At 71.9% G+C, this 22,839-nt stretch carries 18 protein-coding genes and 1 pseudogene; 7 read left to right on the forward strand and 12 right to left on the reverse strand.

Features of this window, described 5'->3' with window-relative positions:
- Positions 1-278 precede the first annotated feature (278 nt).
- The 4 genes from OG788_RS20900 to OG788_RS20915 all read right to left on the reverse strand — a co-directional run bounded on the left by OG788_RS20900 (position 279) and on the right by OG788_RS20915 (position 4,566).
- Positions 279-725, reverse strand: coding sequence for an ATP-binding protein (locus tag OG788_RS20900; RefSeq protein ID WP_406372669.1), 447 nt, complete (start codon positions 723-725; stop codon positions 279-281).
- A 494-nt stretch (positions 726-1,219) separates the two neighbouring features.
- On the reverse strand, positions 1,220-2,215 hold the full coding sequence (locus tag OG788_RS20905) for an acyl-CoA dehydrogenase family protein (RefSeq protein WP_406372671.1): 996 nt from the start codon (positions 2,213-2,215) through the stop codon (positions 1,220-1,222).
- A 9-nt stretch (positions 2,216-2,224) separates the two neighbouring features.
- Positions 2,225-3,379: an acyl-CoA dehydrogenase gene (locus OG788_RS20910; RefSeq protein WP_406372672.1), complete on the reverse strand. Its 1,155-nt coding sequence runs from the start codon at positions 3,377-3,379 to the stop codon at positions 2,225-2,227.
- Complete coding sequence (locus OG788_RS20915; RefSeq protein ID WP_351541481.1) at positions 3,379-4,566, reverse strand: amidohydrolase family protein; 1,188 nt, start codon at positions 4,564-4,566, stop codon at positions 3,379-3,381. Before OG788_RS20915 ends, OG788_RS20910 begins: the two co-directional genes overlap by 1 nt.
- A 203-nt stretch (positions 4,567-4,769) precedes the next feature.
- Between OG788_RS20915 and OG788_RS20920 the strand changes: the two genes are divergently transcribed.
- The gene (locus OG788_RS20920) at positions 4,770-6,302 is read left to right on the forward strand and encodes a class I adenylate-forming enzyme family protein (protein WP_406372673.1); all 1,533 of its coding nucleotides are present in this window, start codon (positions 4,770-4,772) and stop codon (positions 6,300-6,302) included.
- Positions 6,303-6,451: 149 nt separating this feature from the next.
- On the opposite strand, the gene OG788_RS20925 is transcribed toward OG788_RS20920, so the two are convergent.
- Entirely contained in the window at positions 6,452-6,964 is a 513-nt protein-coding gene (locus OG788_RS20925) for an EF-hand domain-containing protein (RefSeq protein WP_406372675.1), read from the reverse strand.
- Positions 6,965-7,180: 216 nt separating this feature from the next.
- Positions 7,181-7,540 carry an STAS domain-containing protein gene (locus tag OG788_RS20930; RefSeq protein WP_266765737.1) on the reverse strand — a complete coding sequence of 120 codons (360 nt, stop codon included), beginning with the start codon at positions 7,538-7,540 and terminating at the stop codon, positions 7,181-7,183.
- Between the two features lie 493 nt (positions 7,541-8,033).
- On the opposite strand from OG788_RS20930, the gene OG788_RS20935 reads away from it, so the two are divergent.
- Both OG788_RS20935 and OG788_RS20940 read left to right on the forward strand, forming a co-directional pair.
- On the forward strand, positions 8,034-8,615 hold the full coding sequence (locus OG788_RS20935; protein ID WP_406372676.1) for a sigma-70 family RNA polymerase sigma factor: 582 nt from the start codon (positions 8,034-8,036) through the stop codon (positions 8,613-8,615).
- The gene (locus OG788_RS20940) at positions 8,612-10,012 is read left to right on the forward strand and encodes a zf-HC2 domain-containing protein (RefSeq protein ID WP_406372678.1); all 1,401 of its coding nucleotides are present in this window, start codon (positions 8,612-8,614) and stop codon (positions 10,010-10,012) included. The genes OG788_RS20935 and OG788_RS20940 overlap by 4 nt, the downstream gene beginning before the upstream one ends.
- 155 nt (positions 10,013-10,167) lie before the next feature.
- Here the strand turns inward: OG788_RS20940 and purU are convergent, their stop codons facing one another.
- Positions 10,168-11,052, reverse strand: coding sequence for a formyltetrahydrofolate deformylase (gene purU / locus OG788_RS20945; RefSeq protein WP_406372680.1), 885 nt, complete (start codon positions 11,050-11,052; stop codon positions 10,168-10,170).
- A gap of 146 nt (positions 11,053-11,198) precedes the next feature.
- Positions 11,199-11,699 (reverse strand): SCO4402 family protein, encoded by a 501-nt coding sequence (locus tag OG788_RS20950; protein WP_351541492.1) that lies wholly within the window; start codon positions 11,697-11,699, stop codon positions 11,199-11,201.
- A gap of 117 nt (positions 11,700-11,816) precedes the next feature.
- Here OG788_RS20950 and OG788_RS20955 point away from each other — a divergent pair.
- Positions 11,817-13,116: pseudogene (locus OG788_RS20955) on the forward strand (ABC transporter substrate-binding protein).
- A gap of 66 nt (positions 13,117-13,182) precedes the next feature.
- Here OG788_RS20955 and OG788_RS20960 read toward each other — a convergent pair.
- Entirely contained in the window at positions 13,183-14,850 is a 1,668-nt protein-coding gene (locus OG788_RS20960; protein ID WP_406372682.1) for a hypothetical protein, read from the reverse strand.
- A 423-nt stretch (positions 14,851-15,273) separates the two neighbouring features.
- Positions 15,274-16,659: a transcriptional regulator gene (locus OG788_RS20965; protein ID WP_406372684.1), complete on the reverse strand. Its 1,386-nt coding sequence runs from the start codon at positions 16,657-16,659 to the stop codon at positions 15,274-15,276.
- Between the two features lie 305 nt (positions 16,660-16,964).
- On the opposite strand from OG788_RS20965, the gene OG788_RS20970 reads away from it, so the two are divergent.
- The 3 genes from OG788_RS20970 to OG788_RS20980 all read left to right on the forward strand — a co-directional run bounded on the left by OG788_RS20970 (position 16,965) and on the right by OG788_RS20980 (position 20,136).
- Complete coding sequence (locus tag OG788_RS20970) at positions 16,965-17,618, forward strand: bifunctional DNA primase/polymerase (protein WP_406372685.1); 654 nt, start codon at positions 16,965-16,967, stop codon at positions 17,616-17,618.
- Positions 17,619-17,728: 110 nt separating this feature from the next.
- The gene (locus OG788_RS20975) at positions 17,729-18,526 is read left to right on the forward strand and encodes an ABC transporter ATP-binding protein (RefSeq protein ID WP_351541502.1); all 798 of its coding nucleotides are present in this window, start codon (positions 17,729-17,731) and stop codon (positions 18,524-18,526) included.
- The gene (locus tag OG788_RS20980) at positions 18,523-20,136 is read left to right on the forward strand and encodes a transporter (protein ID WP_406372687.1); all 1,614 of its coding nucleotides are present in this window, start codon (positions 18,523-18,525) and stop codon (positions 20,134-20,136) included. Before OG788_RS20975 ends, OG788_RS20980 begins: the two co-directional genes overlap by 4 nt.
- A 79-nt stretch (positions 20,137-20,215) precedes the next feature.
- Here OG788_RS20980 and OG788_RS20985 read toward each other — a convergent pair whose 3' ends face one another.
- Together OG788_RS20985 and OG788_RS20990 are read right to left on the reverse strand one after the other, a co-directional pair.
- A complete protein-coding gene (locus OG788_RS20985) occupies positions 20,216-21,082 on the reverse strand; it encodes an alpha/beta hydrolase (protein ID WP_351541506.1) in 867 nt (288 codons plus the stop codon).
- Positions 21,083-21,838: 756 nt separating this feature from the next.
- Positions 21,839-22,531 carry a metal-dependent transcriptional regulator gene (locus OG788_RS20990; RefSeq protein ID WP_261701816.1) on the reverse strand — a complete coding sequence of 231 codons (693 nt, stop codon included), beginning with the start codon at positions 22,529-22,531 and terminating at the stop codon, positions 21,839-21,841.
- Positions 22,532-22,839: the final 308 nt, after the last annotated feature.

Genomic DNA, 22,839 nt, shown 5'->3' on the forward strand with positions numbered 1-22,839 from the left:
CGTCACCGGAACCCTCGCCGTCCCCTCGCGGCGAATCGCTGAACACAAGCGTGATCAAACGGACACGCCACGTCAACACCCGCTCGGCGATTTATTGCGCTACATCCCTTTTGAGACAGCGCGTACGGAAGCACGGCCCGGCGCATTCGGCCACCACGGCGGCCATGTACAGACGTTTCGTGCATACATGCACGAAAGCGCGCCCGTCGGCCGCGGCCCGGCGCACCGCGCGCACGGGAGCGGGACCGCCCCGAACGGCACGCGGACGAGGCCGGGTTCTAGACCGCCTCGTACGCGAAGCCCTCGTAGCCCGGGTACACGGTTCTCGCCGAGGCGCCCGTGGCGCAGCGGTCCACCTCGCACCAGATACGTTTGCCGGCGCCCTCGGGACTCCAGCCCCAGCGGTCCGCGAGACCGTCGACGAGCTCCAGGCCGCGGCCGTTGGTCTCGTCGCCGTCGGCATGCCGGGGAATCGGCGGCCGGGCACTGGTGTCGGCCACCTCGAGGCGCACGGTGGCGGCCCCGGCACCGCCCGGCAGACAGAGGCGCAGGACGGCCGGACACCCGGTGTGCACCACGGCGTTCGTGACAAGCTCCGAGACGAGCAGGATCAGCGTCTCGGCGAGCGGTTCATCGGCCTCTATCCCTGACCCCGCGAGCCTGGAACGGGCCCACCGCCGGGCTCGCCCCACCTCTGCGGGGTCGGGCCGGATCTCCAGCTGCACTTGAAGCACCTGCACCGCTCACACCATCCGAACCGGCGGACACATCGCCTCGCGCCTCACAAGGGCCACGATCGTAGCCATTTTCTGCATGGCCAGAACAAGGATCACGGAACGTGATTCCCTTGCGAGACAGCATGGTTGACGTACAGTCACCCCAACAAGCGCTTCGGGCATATTCCAGCGCGAAGGAGTACGCGTGCGGCATACTGTGCGACGCTCGCCACGGGGAGTCGAACAGGCAGGTACGGGGCTCCGCCCTGCCTCGCGAGCGGCGTGCATCGCCGGGTTCGGTGCGGCCTCAGGGGCAACACCGGGATGGCTCAGCCTCAGAACCACTCGCATCCCACACAAGGTACCGGAGCCCGGCGCCGACTCCAGGCCGTGACAAGTCACGCCTAGGACACAACCAGGTCTCAACGCTCCGTGATTCCGCTCCGCCACGATCCGCGACATCCGCTCGTGTACGTCCCGCAGCGCCCCAGGACAGAGGCCCTCTAGGCGGTCCCGGCCGGCAGATCGTCCGCCAGCTCCTCCTCGCTCCGCGTGGTGCCACCCGCACGGTGCGTCCGTATCCACGCCCTCTTCAGGTGCAGATGGATGTCGGACTCCCAGGTGAAGCCCATGCCGCCGTGCACCTGGAGACAGTCGCGGGCGCCGCGCACAGCGGCCTCGTCGGCGAGCAGCCGGGCCGCCGCGATGTCCACCGGGTCGGCGGTGACCGAGGCGGCGTAGACGGCCGCGCGAGCCATCTCGACCCGCACGAGCATGCCCGCGCACAGATGCTGCACCGCCTGGAAGGCCCCGATCGGCTGCCCGAACTGCTCGCGCGTCCGGGCGTGTTGCACGGCCGCCTCACAAGTCCGGGCGGCACTGCCGAGCTGCTCGGCGGCGGTGAGGAGAGACGTGAGGAGCGCGTCCCCGGCCGACGGAGACACGGGGCTGCCGAGCCCGTCCTGCGCCGGGGAGCCACCGGGCCCGCCCGCTGTCCGGGGGCCCCGGAGTGCGCCGTCCGCGGGCGGCGGGGCAGCGGAGGCGGGGAGCCGGTGCAGGGGGGTCAGCGGGTCCGCGGAGGCCAGCGGCTCGGCTCCGGCGGCGTCCCCGCGGACGACGTCGGCCTCGTCCAGCCATTCCACGAGCCCCTCGTCGACGGAGGTCACGACCACCTCGCCGGTGGCCGCCCCGGCCACGGCGCCCGCGGCGAGATGCGTGGCGATCAGCGGGCCCGGCAGCAGGACCCGCCCCGCCTCCTCGAAGGCCAGCACGGCCTCCGGAAGGCCCTGCCCGACGCCCCCGTCGGCCTCGGGCAGGCGCAGTGCGAAGAACCCCGCCGCACCGAGCTCACGCCACAGCTCCCGGTCGAGAACGCCTCCGCGCTCCCCCTCTCCCCGGTCCACGGCCGCGCGCAGGGCCGCCCGGCCGAACCGGCCCTCCAGCAGTTCCCGTACGCCCTGTCGCAGGGCCCGTTGATCGTCGGTGAGCCTGAAGTCCATGGTCCGAACTCACCTCCCCTTGGGAAGGCCGAGGATCCGCTCGGCCACGATGTTCCGCTGGATCTGCGAGGTGCCGGCCGCGATCGTGTACGAGAGCGAGGACAGCCGGTCCAGGATCCACTCCCGTCCCAGGTCCAGGGCCTCGGGGCCGAGGACCTCGGCGGCGGCGTCGAACAGCTCCTGGCGGGCGTGCGAGTAGCTCAGTTTGAAGACCGAACCGCCGACGCCGGGCACTCCCCCGGTTCCCTGGGCCTCGCTGACGTTCCACTGGGTGAGCCGCCACAGCGCGCGGAACTCCGCGTTGAGCCGGCCGAGACGGCGTCGCAGCACGGCGTCGTCCCAGCGCCCGTTCTTGCGGGCCTCGCGCGCGATCTCGGCCAACACACGCCGACAGGCGACCACTTCGCCCACGAAGGCGGTGCCGCGCTCGTACGACAGGGTCACCATGGTCACGCGCCAGCCGTCGTTCTCGGCTCCGACGCGGTTGGCGACCGGGACGCGCACCTCGTCGAGGAAGACCTCCGCGAACTCGGTGGAGCCCGCGAGCGTCCGCAGCGGCCGGACGGTGATCCCGGGCGCGTCCATGGGCATCGCGAGCCAGGTGATGCCCCGGTGCTTGCGGGCGGCGGGGTCCGTCCGCACCAGCAGCTCGCACCAGTCGGCCACCTCGGCGTGGGAGGTCCAGATCTTGGACCCGCTCACCACGTAGTCGTCGCCGTCCCGCCGGGCGCGCGTACGCAGCGCCGCGAGGTCCGAGCCGGCGTCCGGCTCGCTGAAGCCCTGGCACCAGACCTCCTCGCCGCGCAGCACCGGCGGCAGCCAGCGCGCCCGCTGCCCGGCGCTCCCCTCGGAGGCGATGGTCGGCCCGGCGTGCAGCAGCCCGACGAAGTTGGCCCCCACGTAGGGAGCGCCCGCCTTCTCGGTCTCCTCCAGGTAGATGAGGTGCTGCGTCGGCGTGGCGCCCCGGCCGCCGGCGTCGACGGGCCAGTGCAGTCCCGCGTACCCGGCGTCGTACAGCATCCGCTGCCAGCCGAGGTCGTACGCCCGTCGCGCGGGCCAGTCGTCCGGGGACGGTTTCGGCGGCAGCGTCGGAAGGACCCCGGCGAGCCACGTACGCAGGCGCGCGCGGAACTCCTCCTCCTCGGGCGTGTACGTCAGGTCCACTACAGGTCCAGATCCAGCATGCGGATGGCGTTGCCGCGCATCAGCTTGTGGATCGTCTCGTCGTCGAGGCCCTTCACATGGTCGAGGGCGACCTCCTTGGTGTGCGGGAAGGTCGAGTCGACGTGCGGGTAGTCGGTCTCGAAGGTGGCGTTGTCGCGGCCCACCACGTCCAGGGACGCGACGCCGTGCTTGTCGCGGAAGAAGCAGCAGAAGATCTGCCGGTAGTAGTACGTGGACGGGGGCTCCGGGATCAGATCCCTGACCCCGCCCCAGGCGCGGTGCTCCGACCAGACGTCGTCGGCACGCTCCAGGGCGTACGGGATCCAGCCCATCTGGCCTTCGGAGTAGGCGAGTTTGAGGCGCGGGAACTTCACCAGGACACCGCTGAACAGGAAGTCCATCATGGAGGCCATCGCGTTGTTGAAGGACAGCGAGGCCTGGACGGCGGGGGGCGCGTCCGGGGACGCGGCGGGCATCTGGGACGACGAGCCGATGTGCATGTTCACGACCGTCCCGGTCTCCTGGCAGACCGCGAAGAACGGGTCCCAGTAGCCGGAGTGGATGGAGGGCAGCCCCAGATAGGTGGGGATCTCGGAGAAGGTGACGGCCTTCACGCCCCGCGCGGCGTTGCGGCGGATCTCGGCGACCGCGAGGTCGATGTCCCACAGGGGGATCAGGCACAGCGGGATCAGCCGGCCGCCGCTGTCGCCGCACCACTCCTCGACCATCCAGTCGTTGTACGCCCGCACACAGGCCAGGGCCACCTCCTTGTCGTGCGCCTCGGCGAAGGTCTGGCCGCAGAAGCGCGGGAAGGTGGGGAAGCAGAGGCTGGCCTCGACATGGTTGAGGTCCATGTCCTTGAGGCGCTCGACGGGGTCCCAGCAGCCGCGCCGCATCTCGGCGCGGGTGATGCCCTCCAGTGTCATCTCGTCGCGGTCGAACCCGACGGCGGCGATGTTGCGCTTGTACGGGAACTTGAGGTCCTCGTAGATCCACCAGTCGGTCGGCGGGCCGTCCGGGTCCATGGTGATCTGGTACTTGCCCGCGACGTAGGCGAGTTCGCCGATCCCGGCGGTGAGCGGCTGCGGACCGCGCTCCCGGTACCTCCGCGGCAGCCAGGTCTCGAAGAGGTGAGCGGGCTCGATCACATGGTCGTCGACGCTGATGATGCGGGGCAGTTCGGTCATGGTCCCCTCCGCCTGGCGTACGGGTCCGTCCGAGGGTGTCCCTCGGGACGCATTCCACTATCTGATGGGTCGTCAGATCCCTGTTCACAAGCAGGCTAGCCCCGCGCCTATGGACCGACAAGGCGGCGAGCCCTACGCTCTGCGCACGATCTGACTGCCCGTCAGCTACGGGTGTCGAAGTCAACGAACCACAGGGGGTCGAAGTGAACGACACCGCACACGCCCTGAGCTCCGCGCGCACACTGTGGGAGCTCGTCGCCCGCCGTGCCGACCTCACCCCCGACCGGCCCGTCCTGCTCCAGGACGACCGGTCCCTGACCTTCGGCGAGCTGCGCGACCGCGCCGAGCGGGTGGCGGCGGGCCTGCACGACCGGGGTGTGCGCCCCGGCACGGTGGTCGCCTGGCAGCTGCCCACCCGCATCGAGACCGCTCTGCTGTCCTTCGCGCTGGCCCGCATCGGCGCCGTCCAGTCACCGGTCATCCCCTTCTACCGCGACCGCGAGGTCGGCTTCGCGCTGCGGGAGTCGAAGGCGGAGTACTTCGCCGTGCCGGGCGAGTGGCGCGGCTTCGACCACACCGCGATGGCGCACCGGCTCGGCGCGAAGAACGTCTTCGAGGCGTACGACGCGCTGCCGGAGGGCGATCCCGCGGTGCTGCCGGCCCCGCCCTCCGAGGGCACCTCCGTCCGCTGGATCTACTGGACCTCGGGGACCACCTCCGACCCCAAGGGCGTGCTGCACACCGACCGTTCACTGATCGCCGGCGGCTCCTGTCTCGCGCACGCCCTGCACCTGTCCGCCGACGACGTGGGCTCGATGGCCTTCCCGTACGCGCACATCGCCGGGCCCGACTACACGGTGATGCTGCTGCTGTACGGCTTCCCGGCCGTGATGTTCGAGCATTTCGCGCTGCCCGCCGCACTGGAGGGCTACCGCGAGCACGGCGTGACGGTGGCCGGCGGGTCGACCGCCTTCTACTCGATGTTCCTCGCCGAACAGCGCAAGCAGCCCGGGGAGCCCGTCATTCCCACGCTGCGGCTGCTCGCGGGCGGCGGAGCCCCGAAGCCGCCCGAGGTCTATCACTCCGTCGTCCGGGAGATGGGCGTGCAGCTCACCCACGGGTACGGGATGACCGAGGTCCCGATGATCACGATGGGCGCGCCGGACGACACGTCCGAGAACCTCGCGACCACGGAGGGCAGGCCCCCGGAGGGCATGGAGATACGGATCGTGGACGCGGCGGGAGCCCCCCGGCCCTGTGACGTCGACGGCGACGTACGGCTCAGGGGGGAGGCCGTGTGCCAGGGGTATCTGAACCCGGCGCAGACGGCGGAGGCGTTCGACGGGGACGGGTTCCTGATCACCGGGGACGTCGGGCATCTGACCGGGAGCGGGCATCTCGTTCTCACCGGCCGGGTCAAGGACATCATCATCCGCAAGGGCGAGAACATCTCCGCGAAGGAGATCGAGGACCTGCTGCACCGGCACCCGGCCGTCGGGGACGTCGCCGTGATCGGACTGCCCGACACCGAGCGCGGGGAACGCGTCTGCGCGGTGGTCGAACAGCCTCCGGGAGCGGAGGAGTTGACCTTGGCCGCGATGACCTCGTATCTGCGCGGGGAAGGGCTGTCCGTGCACAAGCTGCCGGAGCAGCTGGAGGTCGTGGACGCCCTTCCGCGCAACGAGGCGCTGCGCAAGGTGCTCAAGTACCGGCTCAGGGAACGCTTTTCCGGCTGAGGCCCCGGTGGCACGAGCCTCTCGGGGTGAGCGGCCGTCCAGGGGTGAGCCGTGGGCCGGCCGGGGCCGGCGGTCGACCGTCCCCGGGAGAGCCTGTGGGCCGGGTCGACCCGGCCCGTCCCGGGCGCCCCCGTCGGCCCCGGTCTCTGCTACTCCGGCACCGTGAAGTAGCGGGCGAACGCGCTCACGACCTCCGTCTCGCCGATCCGTCCGTCGGCGTCCGCGTCCAGGGCGGCGGCGGCCGCGGTGGCGAGGTCGTCGCCCACTCCGAGGGCCCGAAGGACGCGCGTGGTCTCCTCCACCGTGGCCGCACCGTCCCCGTCCGTGTCCGCCACCGCGAGGGCCGCGTGCAGGAAGGGGCGGGCGATCTCGGCGAACCGCTCGGGGTTGTCGCGCAGCCGCTTCACCGCGCCGCTGACGAACTCCTCGCGGGTGATCCGCTGATCGCCGTCCCGGTCCGCTATCCCGGCCATGCCCTGCCAGAACGCCTCGGCTCCGATGTACAGGGCCTGACCCTTGTCCGACCGCGCCGTCGTACCGAACTCGGCGAGCACCGCCTTGGTCGCGACGTTGAAGTCCTCGCGGTCGATGTAGCCGTTGCCGTCCTGGTCGAATCCGGCGAACCGGGCGGCAATCCTGCGCTCGTACTCGGTGCTGACCATGGTGTGTTCGGACCGCCTCACTTCTCAGCCGGCCTCGGCCGGACTGCGGTTCATCTGGAACGGAGCGTACGACGACCGGGCCGCCCGGGGAGCGGGAAAACGACGGTTGTGCCAAGACCGCGAGAATTCTGGAACAACCGCGTGGCGGTGCGTCGCGCAGTGAGCAGGGGGCGTCACTCCGGGCGAAGGCGCGGGTACGGTGCCCCGCAGGTGCTGTCAGGCCGACAGCGGGCGGGACTCCTCGTCGACGGCGGCGTCGACGTCGGGGTACACGTCGAAGAGACGGCGCACGCCGAGGGCCGCGAGGACACGGTTGACGTGGGAGCCGTCGGCCGCTCCCTGGGCGGGCAGGATCAGCCGCAGGCGGCCGCGGCAGGAGCGCATGAGGCGGCGCGCTGCGATCAGGACGCCGACACCGCTGGAGTCGCAGAACACGACCCCCGAGAGGTCCAGCACGATGCTGTGCCGGCCCTCGGCCACCACGTCGTGCACGCTCTGGCGCAGCGCCGGCGACGTCACGAGGTCGAGCTCGCCCGACACCCGCAGCACGGCCCACTCGCCCACTTCGCGGCTCAGGGCACCCGGGCCGCCCGTACTCCCTGTGCCGCCCGCGCCGCCCTCGCCGTCGGTCACGTCGGTCACGTCGGTCACCTTGAGCGTCACCGCCACGCCTCTCGCTCGCCTCGTCCAGCAGAAACGGAAGCACTCCGTACGCTTCCTTCCAGCGCGGCTGCCCACCCGCAGTTCCATGAAACACGGATCGCCGCAGGAAGAAACGACTGTCTACGGTCGAAAATCCTTCAGGAGGGGCCTCTTTCGGTCGCGTACGGTCTGTTGTGGTCACATCCGGGGGCGGAAGCGCCACGCCTCTACCATTCATGGCCGGTCCAGGGGCGCACATTGGCGCAAAGGGGCGTGCGCTGTCGTACGTGCCGACTACATTCAGGACAGCAGTTGCACACAGTCTGGACAGCAGCACCGCATGGCTGGACAGCGACAGGGGACACGGCCGGGACACCGGCCGGACACACGGACGGGCGCCGGGCACTACCAGAGGTGAGGGGGCCGCATGGCGAAGCAGGACGCACCGCCCCGCTGGGACCGCAAGATGCAGCAGCGGCTCTCCCGGGGGGAGGCGGCCGCGCTCGGTGAGCTCTACGACCGGTTCGCCTCGCTGGTGCACGGCCTCGCCCATCGCGTGCTCGGAGACGAGCGGGCCGCCGACGGGATCACCCGCGAGGTCTTCGCCCACGTCTGGGAGAACCCCGACGCGTACGACCCCAAGCAGGGCCCCCTGCGCTCCTGGGTCGCCGCACTGACCCACCGTCTCGCCGTGCAGCGCCTGCGCGCCACCGAGACCGCCGCGCTCGCCCAGGGCGGCCGGGGCACCGCCGAGGAACTGGAGCGCAAAGTGCGCAGCGCGTCCGTCGCCGCCCGCGCGGACTACATCGTCACCTCCATGCCCACCCCGCTGCGGGCCGCCCTGGAGCTCGCGTACTTCCAGCGCCGCGACTACCGCCAGGCCGCCGTCGACCTCGGCGTCACCGAGGACGAGGCCCGCCGCCGGCTCCGCCTCGGCCTCCAGCTCCTGTCCACCGCCCACGAGACCGGACCCGCCGGCGCCCCGCCCGAATACGGGGGTGCGCGGTGACCGAAGGAAATGACCGGTTCGAGTCGTTCGACGACGAGGACGGGAACCGGGACAGGTACGAGGACAGGTACGAGGACGGACACGAAGACCCCCGGGGCTCCCGGGACCCTCGTGACCCCGGCCTCCCCGGGAGCGGCGGCGACGCCGAACCGGGGCCGGGCGGGCCCCCGCGCATACCGCCGCCGCGCGCCTCCGTCGAGGACACCGGACTGGCGCTGCCCGAACCGGCCGCCACGCCCGGCCCGGCGCCGCTCGTCCTCGAACACCGGATCCTGAAGTCACTGCTCGGCGCGTGGGCGCTGGCCGCCTGCTCGGCGGACGAGACGACGGCCGTCGAGGAACACCTCGGACACTGCGGCTCGTGCGCGGACGAGGCGCTGCGGCTGCGCGAGGCGGTAGGACTGCTGCATCCCGCGGAGAGCCTGGACCTGGACCCGACGCTGCGCACCCGCGTCCTGACGAGCTGCCTCGACCGGCGCCCGCCGCGCATCCCGGTACCCGAGTGGGCCGCTCCGTACGACGCCGAGACCGCCCGGCTCGACGCCCTGCTCCAGGACATCGGCGGTTCCGAGTGGCACGCGCCCGTGCGGCTGCGCTGGTTCGAGGGCGACGGGCCCACGAGCCGCCGGACGACGGTCGCCGGGGTCATCGCCCATCTGCTGAGCGTCGACGGACTGGTCGCCGTCGCGCTGGGCCTGGACGACCCGCTCGGCGGCACCGCCGCCGAGCGGCCGACGCCGCAGGAGCGCACCGAGGCGTACTGGCGGGCGTCGAACGTCCCGCCCACCCGGTCCGTGCGCCGGCCCTGGCGGGAACAGAGCCACACCATCGTCCGGACGGCGTCGTTCGTGGAGGGAGGCGCCCCCCACGCCCGCGCCGTCGAGCGAGGGGCGGACTCCGGGCTGCTCACCGTGGCCTACGGCGGCTTCGAACTGCCGCTCAGCGACTCGCTGCTGGACCGGGCCTTCGAGACCTGGGTGCACGCGGGGGACATCGCCGACGCGGTGGACTACCCGTACGAGCCGCCCGCTCCCCGGCATCTCCACCGGATGATCGACCTGGCCGCGCGGATGCTGCCCGTGTCGCTCGCCGAGCGGCGCCGGGCGGGGCTGTCGGCCGCGCCGGCCCGGCATCTCGTCACCGCGGGCGCTCCCGGGCGCAGCCTGCGCCTCGAGATCGAGGGCTCCGGCGGCGGCGAGTGGCTCATCCCGCTCGACTCGCCCGGAGCCGTCGGCTCCGCCGAGCGCGAGGTCGCCCATGTCGCGCTGGACGGGGTGGAATTCTGCCGCCTGGCCGCGGGCCATGTGTCCCCGGAGGAGGCCGCGGCCGGACAGGACGGCGACCGTGAGGTCATCAGGGACGTGCTGTTCGCGGCGGCGTCACTGAGCCGGATGTAGCCGGGCGCGGGGGCGAAGCCGCGGACCGCATGTCCCCGGCCGCCGACGCCGCACCACGTCACGCCGGTGCGCCGTCACGCCCGTATGCCGGACGGAGGAGCGGCCCACGCACCGGTGGGCAGCGGCCGCCCTTACGCCCTTACGCCCTTACGCCCTTACGCGAAAACGACCGTCCGGCGGCCGTTCAGCAGGATGCGGCGCTCCGCGTGCCACTTCACCGCGCGGGCCAGTGCCTGGCACTCCACGTCACGGCCGATGGCGACCAGCTGGTCGGGGGTGACGTCGTGGCCGACCCGCTCGACCTCCTGCTCGATGATCGGGCCCTCGTCGAGGTCGGCGGTGACGTAGTGCGCGGTGGCGCCGATGAGCTTGACCCCGCGGGTGTGCGCCTGGTGGTAGGGCTTGGCGCCCTTGAAGCTCGGCAGGAACGAGTGATGGATGTTGATGATGCGGCCGCTGAGCTGCTTGCACAGGTCGTCCGAGAGGACCTGCATGTAGCGGGCGAGGACGACCAGCTCGACGTCCTTCTCGCGCACCAGCTCCAGCAGCTGCGCCTCGGCCTCGGCCTTGGTGTCCTTCGTCACCGCGATGTGGTGGAAGGGAATGTCGTACGACCCCACGAGCTCCGCGAAGTCCGTGTGGTTGGAGACCACGGCGGCGATCTCGACGGGCAGCGCGCCGATCCGCGCGCGGAAGAGCAGGTCGTTCAGGCAGTGGCCGAACTTGCTGACCATGAGGACGACCCGCATCCGGTCCTCGGCCCGGTGGATCTGCCAGTCCATGTGGAAGGCGTCCCCGATGGCCGTGAAGCTCGCGCGCAGCTTCTCCACCGTCACCGGCGACTCCGCCGAGAAGTGGACCCGCATGAAGAACAGACCCGTGTCGTGGTCGCCGAACTGCTGACTGTCCTCGATGTTGCAGCCGGTCATGAACAAGTAGCTCGACACGGCGTGCACGATGCCCTGCTTGTCGGGGCACGAGAGGGTCAGGACGTACTGCTCGGCGGCGGGGGCGGCCCCGCGGACGGACGGCTCATTCATGCGGGACAGGGTCCCATACCAGGCGCCCTGGGCGGACTGTCGTCCCGCCACGCGGACGCCCCTCGGGCGCCCCGCGGAGGCCCACCGCCGTCCGACGGCCAGGCCGACCGCCAGGCCGACCGCCAGGCCGACCGCTAGGCCGACCGCTAGGCCGACCGCGTCATGATGCGCAGGACCTCAAGCGTGCGCGGAGGCGCGTCCGGGTCCTCACCGTCGCTCGTGGCCAGCCGAACGTGCGCGGCGCGTGCGGCCTGCAGGGCCTCCGGCCACGCCTGGTGGTCGAGATAGGCGGAGACGGGCGCGTCGGGGCCGACCTGGTGCATGATCCGCAGCACCCGCAGGACGGCGCTGTCCACGAGGGCCGCCTCCTGGGAGTCGCGGAAGATCGTGCCGACGTATTTCTCGGCCGACCAGTTGTCCAGCCAGGTGTCCTCGACCAGGCGGTACACGGCGTCGGTGACGTCCCCGTATCCGTCGACACCGGCGAGCCAGACGTCTCGCTGGAAGGCGGGGTCGGAAAGCATGTGCAGCGCGGAGCGCACATTGCTGCGCCAGCGCCACCACGGCATGTCGTTCAGTGGCATGCCGCCCATGGTGGATGAGCGACGGCCGCGACGGGAAGAGTTCTCCGAACCTTGCACGGTCACCGATCGTACGTTCCCTGTGAAAAGCAGTTCATCGGCCCCCGCAATTCACCTCTACGTAACCTCGAGTCGACCAAGGGTCACACAAGGGTTCTCGGTGTGAGGGAATCGTGCCTGTCCATGACCGGTAGGCGACGTACTCGCACCACCTCCCCCGTCCCGCCCCGGCCCTTAAAGGCCACGCTGCTGTACGCGAGCGCTCTGGTGGCGTCCGCGTCGGTCGCCGTCGGGTGCGGGGCCATCCCTGGTGCCACGGGGGGGCTCCGGGGATGGCCCCGTCAGGGTGATGACCTGGGCCCCGGAGAAGACCAGCGCGACCAACAAGCCCGGAATGCCGGCGCTGGCGAGGACCTACGCACGCTGGGTCAACGCCCACGGCGGCATCAACGGCCGGAAGCTCGAGGTCCTCACCTGCAACGACCACAACGAGTCGGTCTCCGCCGCGCACTGCGCCGAGCGGGCCGCCGACGAGAACGTCGTCGCGGTCGTCGGCTCCTACAGCCAGCACAGCAAATCGTTCCTCGCCCCGCTGGAAAGCGCGGGCATCCCCTACATAGGGGGCTACGGCGTCACCGACGACGAGTTCACCAGCCCCCTCTCCTATCCCGTCAACGGCGGTCAGCCGGCCCTGCTGGCCGGCCTCGGCGAGCAGCTCGGCAAGAGCTGCGGTCCGGTCTCGCTCATCCGCCCCGACACCATCGCCGGTGACGAGCTCCCGGTGCTGCTCAACTCCGGCCTCCGGACGCAGGGGCACACGCAGGCCGCGGACCAGCGGGCGGCCGAGGACGCCACCGAGTACTCCGTGCCGACGCAGCAGGCGCTCCGGCACGCGACCTCCGACGCGGCCTTGCGGGGCTGTGTGGTCCCCGCGCTCGGCGACCGCACCAACACCTTCATGGACTCGTTCCGGCGCGACAGCACGAACTACCCCAAGGTGCGCACCGGTACCGTCATCGGCAGCGTCGACCAGTCGCAGATCGACGCCACCGGCGGCAGGTCGGGCCCCTACGAGGGCTCGTACGTCACCGGCTGGTACCCGACGGCGAGCGACCCTCGCTGGGACCAGATGCGCAAGGTGATCAAGGAGCAGGCCTTCGGCGACAACCGGATCGTGCCGGATGACGCCGGGGTGCAGACCACCTGGATCGCCTACACCGTGCTGAGGAAGGTCATCGAGTCCATCGGCGCGGGCGAGGTCTCGTCGCTCACCATCCGGCGCACGCTCGACAACGGTCTGAAGGTGAGCACCGGCGGGCTCACGCCGACGCTCAGCTGGCGCTTCGAGGACATGATCGCGGCCGTCGGCTTCCCGCGCCTCATCAACTCCGACGTGACGTTCCAGGTCGTACGCAATGGTCAACTGACGGCGGCACGGCGCGGGTTCGTCAACATGTCGAAGACGCTGGAGAACGCGGAGTAGCGCGAATCACTCCGGACGGACGTCGTCCACGGCCGGGGCGGCTTCCGCCCCGGCCGGCCGGAGTGGTCAGAGCTGGGTGCGGGCCCGCTGCGTCAGGCCGTACTTGGAGGCGATGGAGTTCCACAGCCTCGCGGCCTTCTCCTTCTCGTTGGAGGCGGTACCGCTGGCCTGGTTGGCCGCCAGGGTCTGGCCCGTGGTGCGGGCGTGGCCCTTGCGGCAGCCCTTCTTGTCCTTGACCTGGCCGGCCCAGGCCGCGTAGTGGTTGTCGGCCGCCGCGGAGGCCTTCCAGCCGTTGGTGAGGGCGGTGGACAGCGCGGCGTGGTTCGGCAGCTTGTCGACCGCGAGAGCGGAGAGCCGGGTCACCAGCTCGCCCCGCTGCTCGGCCGCGTCCCGCAGATCACTGGCCGCCTGGTCGAGGTCGTTGCACACCTTCACATCGGCCACGGCGTTGATCACCGCGTCACGGCTGTCGCTGCTGTCGGCGAGGAGCTTGTCCAGCTCGACGGCCTGTGCCTTCGCCGGGTCGGCGGCGGGTGCCGACGAGCCCTGCGTGGCGGGCGCCGTCGCGGACACCGGCTTGCCGGTGTCGTCCTTGCTGTCATCGCCTCCGCCGCCGCTGAGCGCGGCTCCGGCGCCGATGCCGAGCACGATGATGCCGATGCCGACGGCCGCGATCACCGGGACGCGCGAACGGCCGCGGCCACCGCCGCCCGGTTCGTCGCCGTCGGACGCGCCGCCCCGCCGTGCGGCGGCCCGGCCACCGGGTGCGCCGGGCGCGGCCTGCGCGCCGTACGTGTCGTACGGGGCAGGTGCGGACGCGTCGATGGGCGGCATCATCTGCGTCGCCCCGTGCGCCTCCGGCTCACTGCGGAAGAGGTTGTCGAACTCGGCAGGGGGCTGCCGCTCCTCCGGCGCGCCGGAGGGTATTCCGTAGGACCCGGCCGACTGCGCGGGCACCGGAGCGATGTACTGCGTGGCGTCGGCGTCCGAACCGGCCGCGGGCGGCATGGATCCGGCACCGGGGCCGCCCTGCGGCGTCCGTCCGAGGAACTGCGTCGCGTCGGCCGGGACCTCCGGCGGCAGCGCGCCCGGTCCCACCGGCGGTATGTACTGGGTGGCGCCCTCGTCGCCCCCCGGGGCGGCCGGAATGAACGGAATGTACTGGGTCGCCCCGTCATCGCCGCCGGGCGGAAGCGGCACGGACTGTCCGGTGTGCTGCCCCTGCTGCCCCTGGTGCCCTGGGGCCCCGTAGCCGTCGTAGCCGTCGTAGCCGGCCGCCGCCTGCGAGCCGTGCGCCCCCGGCGCATAGCCGTTCTGCGCGCCGTACGACGACGCCTGCGCGGCCTCGGGCGGCAGCGGTCCGGCGCCGGAAGCCTGCGGCTGGGCGAAGCCCTGCGCCTGCTGGGAACCGTGCGGGTCCGAAGCCGGCCAGCCCTGGGACCCGGAGGACGCGGAGGTGCCCCACTCCGGGGTGGAGGGCGTCGGCGGGGACGGCTCGGCGGCGCCCCACGCCTGGGTGCCGTTCACCGGCGCTCCCCAGCCGTCACCGGGCTGCGGCGCCGGGGCGGCCGACTGGTCGGGGCCCCACGGCCTGCCCCAGGCCTGACCACCCGCCGGGGTGGCGCCGTCACCCGTCGTACCCGGCAGCAGCGGCTCGCTGCCGTCGGAGGGCAGCACGATGCCTTCGCGCGCGGGCCGCGCCGAGGGCTCCTCGCCCTGTCCGCTCTGCGTCACCGGGACTCCTACGAATGGGGGACCTTCGGGATCGTCGGCTCACGCTACCGGGTCCCCACGACCCGGTGCCACGCAGCACGGGACCCGACCCCCGCACCCTGTGACACGGGTAACGAAACCGCCCCCGAATGCGCTGTATCTCACGTCCTTCGCTCACAGCGCTCTCGTTTTCCCGGCGTTCACGCCGGCACAGGCCATATGTTCACGTGCGCGGCGGCAGGGAGCGTGAGACAAATGATCACGCCCGCACCGGACCCCGGCGAAAACGCGACCGCACCGAACGCGGACACGGCCCGGCCGTACGCCGCACCCCGCGCGCCGTAGATCCCGTGGGGCGCACGCGGCGTGCGCCCCCGCCGGGGCACGCACCGGTCCGTGCGCGCCGGGGCACGGACACTCGACCCACGTGCCCCACCCGTGCGTTCACGCCGCCGTCTGCAACTCCATCCGCGCCCCGAACTCCCGTACCACCGCCTCGTCCCGGAACGGTTCCAGGCGCTGCTGCAGGTCCTCCAGATACTCGGCGCCCCGGTTGGAACGGAGCGTGCCGAGCAGTTCGACGGCGCGCAGACCGGTGGTGCAGGCCTGCTCCACCTCGCGTTGCTGGACCTGTGCCGTGGCCAGCAGGACATAGCCGATCGCGCGGCGGCGGGCACGCGACTCGGGATGACCGGCGAGAGACTCCTCGGCGCACCGCGCGGCGGCCTCGGCCTGGCCGAGGTCCCGGTGGCAGTGGGCCAACTCGTCGGCCAGATAGGCCTCGTCGAAGTGCGCGATCCACGTCGGGTCGTCCCCGGAGGCCGCGTCGGCGCCCTCCAGCGCGGTCACGGCCCGCCCGGACGCCACCTGCGCGGCCCGTGCGTCGCCCATCAGCGCGTGCCCGCGCGCCTCGGCCGCGTGGAACATCGACTCCGCGCGCGGCGTCACCCGCCCGCGTGCCCCCTCCTGCGCCGCCCGTGCCAACTGCGCGATCTCGCGCGGGTTGCCGAGCTGGGCGGCCAGGTGGCTCATGGACGCGGCGAGGACGTAACCGCCGTAACCGCGGTCCCCGGCCGCCTGGGCGAGCCGCAGCGCCTGGATGTAGTAGCGCTGGGCGAGCCCGGGTTGGCCCGTGTCGATGGCCATGTAGCCGGCGAGTTCCGTCAACCGGGACACGGCGGCGAACAGTTCGCGTCCGACGGCCTCCCGGTAGGAGCCGGCGAGCAGCCCGGAGACCACGCTGTTCAGGTAGTGCACGACGACCGGGCGCACATGCCCGCTGCCGTACTGGTGGTCGAGCTGGACGAGGGCCTGGGTCATCGCGCGGACCGCCGCCACGTCCGAGAGCCCGACGCGCGGGCCCGCCGAGCGGGCGACCTGCGAGTCCGGCGACGAGATCAGCCAGTCGCGGCTCGGCTCGACGAGCGCGGAGGAGGCGACGGACGAGCCGGACAGGAAGTCCCGCCGCCCCACGTCGCTGCGCCACAGCTCGCAGACCTGCTCGATGGCGCCCAGTATGGTCGGCGAGAACTGGAGACCGACGCCGGACGCGAGGTTCTTGCCGTTGGCCATGCCGATCTCGTCGATCGTGACCGTCCGGCCGAGCTTGCGGCCGAGCGCCTCGGCGATGATCGCCGGAGCCCGTCCACGCGGCTGCTGGCCGCGCAGCCAGCGCGCGACGGACGTCTTGTCGTAGCGCAGATCGAGTCCGTGTTCCGCCCCGCACATGTTGACCCGGCGGGCCAGCCCGGCGTTCGAGCAGCCCGCTTCCTGGATGAGTGCCTGCAGTCGTTCGTTCGGCTGCCTGGCGATGAGTGGCCTTGCGGCCATGGCGTACCCCCTGTGGCTGCGGTGCCTGCCCACGCACCGAGTTGACGTGTCTTCACCGGCCGGCCCGTCGAAAGAGGTCGGCCAGGAAGATCAATGCCCCGCAGACATACCGAAGATGCGAGACATGTGAGGATTGCCGGGGTAAGGGCGGTTGCCCGACCCCATCCCTGATTACCCACTACCGGCTGCCGTTCCCCCTGCGCGCCCCCACACGTGCATCCATGCGCCCCAGGCGCGGAATCGATGCCCCTCCCCCGCGCGCGTGTCCCCCGTAACCCGAGGTGGACCCGGGAGTTGAGTCGAACGTGGAAAAGACCATCGCAGGCACCGAGTCCGCACAGATCCCGAAGCAGCGTGGCGAATCGCTGCAGGAAGCCGCCGTGCGCTACGCCGAGGAACGCCACTGGGACGTGTTCCCCGGCACGTGGCTGGAAGCGGCCGACGGGGTGCAGCACTGCTCCTGCGGAGAGCCGGCCTGTGCCGTGCCCGGAGCGCATCCGACACGCGAGGACTGGGCGACTCAGGCGACGGGCAGCGCGACCGTTGCGCGCCGCCTCTGGTCGAAGCAGCCGACGGCGTCGGTCCTGCTGCCCACGGGGCGTACGTTCGACGCGATCGACGTGCCCGAGACGGCCGGGTTCCTGGCGCTCGCCCGCATGGAGCGGATGGAGCTCACCCTCGGCCCCGTGACCTGCACGCCGGACCGGCGCATGCACTTCTTCGTGCTTCCCGGCGCCGCGGCGAAGGTCCCCGATCTCGTAAGGAAGCTGGGCTGGCCGCCGGCCTCGCTCGACCTGGTCGCGCTCGGCGAGGGGGCCTATGTGGCCGCGCCGCCCACCCGGTTCGGCTCCCGGGGCGCCGTGCAGTGGGCCTGCCGGCCGACGCACGCGAACCGCTGGCTGCCGGACGCGGAGGAGCTGATCTCGCCGCTGGCCTACGCCTGCGGACGGGATCGGTAACGGCGCGATCCGCGCCGCCGCAGCGATGGTTCGGCGGCCGGGCTCCGTCGTGGCTGGTCGCGCGGTTCTCCACACCCCCGGGCCGGCCCGTCGGCCCTTAGGGTGCCTACATGACCGAGGGAGCGAAGGACGACGGCGTGCCCGCCGTACGCGTGCGAGGGCTCTGGAAGCGGTTCGGCGAACAGATCGCGGTCGCCGGGATCGATCTGGAGCTGCCCGCGGGCCGGTTCATCGGGCTCGTCGGTCCGAACGGGGCCGGCAAGACCACCACCCTGTCGATGGTGACCGGGCTGCTCAGGCCCGATCAGGGCACCGTCGAGGTGGTCGGCCACGACGTGTGGCGCGACCCGGTGGAGGTGAAGGCGCGGATCGGCGTGCTGCCCGAGGGGCTCCGGCTCTTCGAGCGGCTCTCGGGGCGGGAACTGCTCGGGTACACCGGCCGGTTGCGCGGCCTGCCCGGTGCCGAGGTCGACAAGCGCGCCACCCAGCTCCTCGACGTCCTCGACCTCGCGGGCGCGCAGCACAAACTCGTCGTCGACTACTCGACCGGCATGCGCAAGAAGATCGGCCTGGCCTGCGCCCTCCTCCACAACCCCGAAGTCCTCTTCCTCGACGAGCCGTTCGAGGGCGTCGACCCGGTCTCCGCGCAGATCATCCGCGGTGTCCTGGAGCGGTACACCGCTTCCGGCGCCACCGTCGTCTTCTCCTCCCACGTGATGGAGCTGGTCGAGTCACTGTGCGACTGGGTCGCCGTCATGGCCGCCGGACGCATCCGCGCGTACGGCCCCCTCGCGGAGGTGCGCGGCACCGCGCCCTCGCTCCAGCAGGCCTTCCTGGAACTGGTCGGCGCGCACGGCCGCGGCATCGCGACCGACCTGGACTGGCTGGGCGGCGGGGCCCCCCGGTGAGCGCCGGCACCGGCGTCTCCGCCGCGTCGATCACTCCCGTCGTCGTCCGTCTGAAACTGTCGCTCCTGCGCAACGGGCTGCGGCAGTCCGCCGGGCGGCGGGCCGCCTACATCGTCTCCCTGGTGCTCGTCCTGTTCGTCGCCGCGCTCCAGCTGACCGGGCTGATCGCGCTGCGCGGCAACGCGCACGCCACCACCGTCGCCGTGGCGCTCGTGACGGTGACGGCGCTCGGCTGGGCCGTGATGCCGCTGTTCTTCCCCGGTGGCGACGAGACGCTCGATCCGACGCGGCTGGTGATGCTGCCGCTGCGGCCGCAGCCGCTCGTCCGGGCGCTCCTGGCCGCCTCGCTGGTCGGCATCGGGCCGCTCTTCACCCTCTGCCTGCTGGTCGGCTCGGTGATCTCGGTCGCGCACGGGACGGCGGCGTACGTGACGGCGGCCGTCGCCCTCGTGCTCGCCCTGCTGGTCTGTGTGGCCCTCGCGCGGGCCGTCGCGGCCGCCAACATCCGGCTGCTGTCCAGCCGCAGGGGCCGTGATCTGGCGGTGCTCAGCGGACTGGTCGTCGCGGTCGGCGTGCAGCTGGTCAACTTCGGCGCACAGCGCCTCGGTGCGACGGGCGGGCTGTCGACACTGGACCCGGCGGCGGACGTCCTGCGCTGGGTGCCGCCCGCGTCGGCGATCGGGGCGGTGGACTCGGTGAGCGACGGATCGTACGGCAGCGGGATCGCCCAACTCGCGCTGTGCGCGGCCGCCCTGGCGGGCTTGCTGACCCTCTGGTCCCGCCATCTGACGCGGCTGATGACCTCGCCCGACGGGTCCACCCTCCAGGCGGCGGAGCCCGCCGCGCGGGACCGGGGCTCGTCGGGGATCGGGCGGCTGCTGCCGGCCGGGCGCACCGGCACGGTCATGGAGCGCAGCCTGCGGTACGTGTGGCGCGACCCGAAGACCAAGGCGGCGTGGGTGACCTCACTGGCCATCGGGCTGATCGTGCCGGTGTTCAACGCCCTTCAGGGGACCGGCACGGTCTACTTCGCGTGCTTCGCGGCGGGGATGCTCGGGATCCAGATGTACAACCAGTTCGGGCAGGACACGTCCGCGTTCTGGATGGTCGCGATGACGATCTCCTCGACCCACGACGCGTACGTCGAACTGCGCGGGCGTGCGCTGGCCCTGCTGGTGATCACCCTGCCGTACGCGACGCTCGTGACCGTCCTGACGACCTCGCTCCTCGATGCCTGGCGGCAGCTGCCCGAGGTGCTCGGCCTGTCCTTCGCGCTGCTCGGCGCGATGCTGGCGACCGGCGCCTGGTCCTCGGCCCGCTTTCCGTACTCCATCCCCCAGGAGGGCTACAAGAACGTGGCCCCCGGTCAGGCCGGCCTCGCCTGGATCTCCATCTTCGGCGGCATGGTCTCGGCCGCTCTGCTGGCCGCCCCCGTCATCGCCCTCACGATCTGGCTGAACGTGAGCGCGGACGGGGACCGGTGGAGCTGGCTGCTGCTGCCCGTGGGGGCCGTCTACGGGGCGCTGATCACCCTGCTGGGGCTCCGGCTGGCGGCGCCCCGGACGGCCCGGCGCCTGCCGGAGATCCTGGCTGCGGTCAGCAAGGGGTGAGCCTGCGCCGGGCGGCGCCGGCCGGGTCACGCGCCGGCGCCCGCTCCGGCGGTCCCGAACGCCGGTGACAAGGCCCGTGCTAGCTGGTGAGTACGCCGTCGAGGAACGGCTCGATGGCGGCTCGCCACGCCTCCGGCTGGTCGTAGTGCACCAGATGGCCGGCGTCGGCGACCTCCGCGTACTGGCCGCTCGGCAGCACCCGGACCATCTCCTGGGACTCGGCCCGGCCGAGCTCGCCGTCGAGGCCCCGGACGACCAGAGCGGGGCACTGGACCTGCGCGAGCTCCTCCCAGTGGGCGTCGTACACCCATGTCTGGCGGGATTTGAGCATCTGCTCCGGTTCGAAGACCGGGCGCCAGCCGTCGGGGCACTCGTGCATCACCTCGGCGTAGAACTCGCCGCGGGAGGGGTTGCGGCGCTCCACCCAGGGGTCGTCCTCGCCGAACCACTTCCGTACGTCGGCGAGCGTGGCGAAGGGAACGGGCCAGGCCTTGAACCAGTCCTCCCACTCGCGCTGCGAGGCGGCACCCAGTGCCGAGGCCCGCATGTCGCAGATGATCAGGGCGCGGACGAGATCGGGGCGCTTGGCGGCGAGCTGCCAGCCGGTCAGGGCGCCCATCGCATGGCCGATGAGGACGGCCGGTCCGAGGCCGAGCTGGTCGAGGGCGGCTTCGGCGTCCTCGACGTAGGCCTCACGCGTGTACTCGGCCTCCGGGCCCTTGTCGCTCTGGCCGTGGCCCCGCTGGTCGAGGGCGATGGCGCGGTGCCGCTCGGAGAGCCAGCGGGCGGTGGACGCCCAGTGCGAGGCACGGCCCATGAGGCCGTGCAGTAACAGCACGCCGGGCGCCTCGGAGGCCCTCGGCTGGTCGCTCTTGGGAGGATCGGCGAACTCCCAGGCAGCGAGGCGTACGCCGCCCGCTCCCGTCACGTCGATGCGCCGCACCATCGGTAATGGCACCCCCCTAGCTCGCTCGGACCCGCTCGCTCCCGCTCGATCCGGCCGGTCCACTCGTACCGCTTCCTGCCGCTGCTCCTGCTGTTCTGCTGCTCGGTGTCCGTATGTGTACTCCCGCCACACCGTCACGTTATCGAATGGGGTTTCGAGAATGGCCTTTCTGGCCGCAACACCCCTCGTTCGAGTGACCACTCGCAAGGATTGACCGCCGCCCCCGCGGGGAGATCTTCAGCGGGAGGCGGACCGCTCGGGGAAAACGGTCCGAGGGGAATGACCCTGGGAGCTCGGGGCTCCGGGTCAGCACAGGGGAGGACAGGCCCCGGCGCCGGACGGCGCCGGGGCCCTCTCCACATCTGCGGCACATCCTTACGCCCCCTCCCCGACCGCACACCATCGCTCTCGGACACGGTCAAGAGCCCTCAGGTCATATGCCTCACGCGACAGCCTCGCACGCAAATGGTCCCGGCGCTGCGATTCCGCACACTGAATCTTGGTTTCGGCCAGGTCGCGAAAACATCACAACTGCCCCTACAGTCACAGCAGTTGACACACCCAGGGGTGCGCCGGACGGCATGCGCCCCACGGCGTCCGGCGTGCGCCCGGGCGCCGACGTGGAGGTCAGCGGCTGCCGGCCCCTGCGTCGACGCCCGGGAGCTGCCCCTCGCGGGCACCGGAAGCTCGGGTGGGGAAATGGCCGGGATACGGAACCAGGGATACCGGCCGGTTCCGGTACGCCCGCCGACGGTGTCAGCGCTTGGCGACGAACACATGGGAGGCAACGTCGGCCTCCAGCTCCGCGGCCTCGCCGCCGCTGCCCACGAGGACCCCGCCCGCCGACTCGGTCACGCTGACGACGGAGCCGGGCTGCACGCCCGCCCGCCGCAGCGTGTACATCAGCTGCGCGTCGGTCTGGATCGGCTCACCGATCCGCCGTACGACCACGGTCTTGCCGTCCAGACCCGGGTCGAGCTCGGCCAGCGACACCATGCCCTCGTCCAGGAACGGGTCGGCGCCGTCCTTCTCGCCCAGCTCCTCCAGTCCCGGGATCGGGTTCCCGTACGGCGACTCGGTCGGGTGGCGCAGCAGCTCCAGCACGCGCCGCTCCACCGCCTCGCTCATCACGTGCTCCCAGCGGCACGCCTCCGCGTGCACCTGCTCCCACTCCAGACCGATCACGTCGACGAGGAGGCACTCCGCGAGGCGGTGCTTGCGCATGACGCGTGTGGCCAGCCGCCGTCCCTCGTCGGTGAGCTCCAGATGCCGGTCGCTGGCGACCGCCACCAGACCGTCGCGCTCCATCCGCGCCACCGTCTGGCTGACCGTCGGGCCGCTCTGGTCGAGCCGCTCCGCGATCCGGGCGCGCATGGGGACAACGCCTTCCTCCTCCAGCTCGAGGATGGTGCGGAGATACATCTCCGTGGTGTCGATCAGTCCGGACATTCGTGCCCCTCGATTAGCTCTGCCGGAGACTCGATGGTCCACCGGCGTGTGCGCTGGCCCTGAACTCAATTCTGACGCATAGCACTGACAACCGTGCCTCGCCGTCCGAACCGCATGCTTTCGAGTGCCCGCAAACCGCGCGGACACGGTCCCCGGTCCACCCGCGCGGGCCGCGGCAGGGGCACATCGGTGGTGCCTCGGTGGTGCCCGGGACCACCCTCGACGGTCGTGGACCGCGCCCGAGGGTCGTATTGACAGGGCAGTGGTCCAGACCGCAACGTGATCCGCGACACGAGGGGAGTACGGCC

Source organism: Streptomyces sp. NBC_00647 (assembly GCF_045207245.1).
Taxonomy (GTDB): Bacteria; Actinomycetota; Actinomycetes; order Streptomycetales; family Streptomycetaceae; genus Streptomyces.

Coding starts and splice junctions, on each gene's coding strand:
- OG788_RS20990 (WP_261701816.1), bottom strand. CDS start 22,531: ATGTCCGGACTGATCGACACCACGGAGATGTATCTCCGCACCATCCTC.
- OG788_RS20935 (WP_406372676.1), top strand. CDS start 8,034: ATGGCGAAGCAGGACGCACCGCCCCGCTGGGACCGCAAGATGCAGCAG.
- OG788_RS20915 (WP_351541481.1), bottom strand. CDS start 4,566: ATGACCGAACTGCCCCGCATCATCAGCGTCGACGACCATGTGATCGAG.
- OG788_RS20925 (WP_406372675.1), bottom strand. CDS start 6,964: ATGGTCAGCACCGAGTACGAGCGCAGGATTGCCGCCCGGTTCGCCGGA.
- OG788_RS20975 (WP_351541502.1), top strand. CDS start 17,729: ATGACCGAGGGAGCGAAGGACGACGGCGTGCCCGCCGTACGCGTGCGA.
- OG788_RS20985 (WP_351541506.1), bottom strand. CDS start 21,082: ATGGTGCGGCGCATCGACGTGACGGGAGCGGGCGGCGTACGCCTCGCT.
- OG788_RS20965 (WP_406372684.1), bottom strand. CDS start 16,659: ATGGCCGCAAGGCCACTCATCGCCAGGCAGCCGAACGAACGACTGCAG.
- purU (WP_406372680.1), bottom strand. CDS start 11,052: ATGAATGAGCCGTCCGTCCGCGGGGCCGCCCCCGCCGCCGAGCAGTAC.
- OG788_RS20905 (WP_406372671.1), bottom strand. CDS start 2,215: ATGGACTTCAGGCTCACCGACGATCAACGGGCCCTGCGACAGGGCGTA.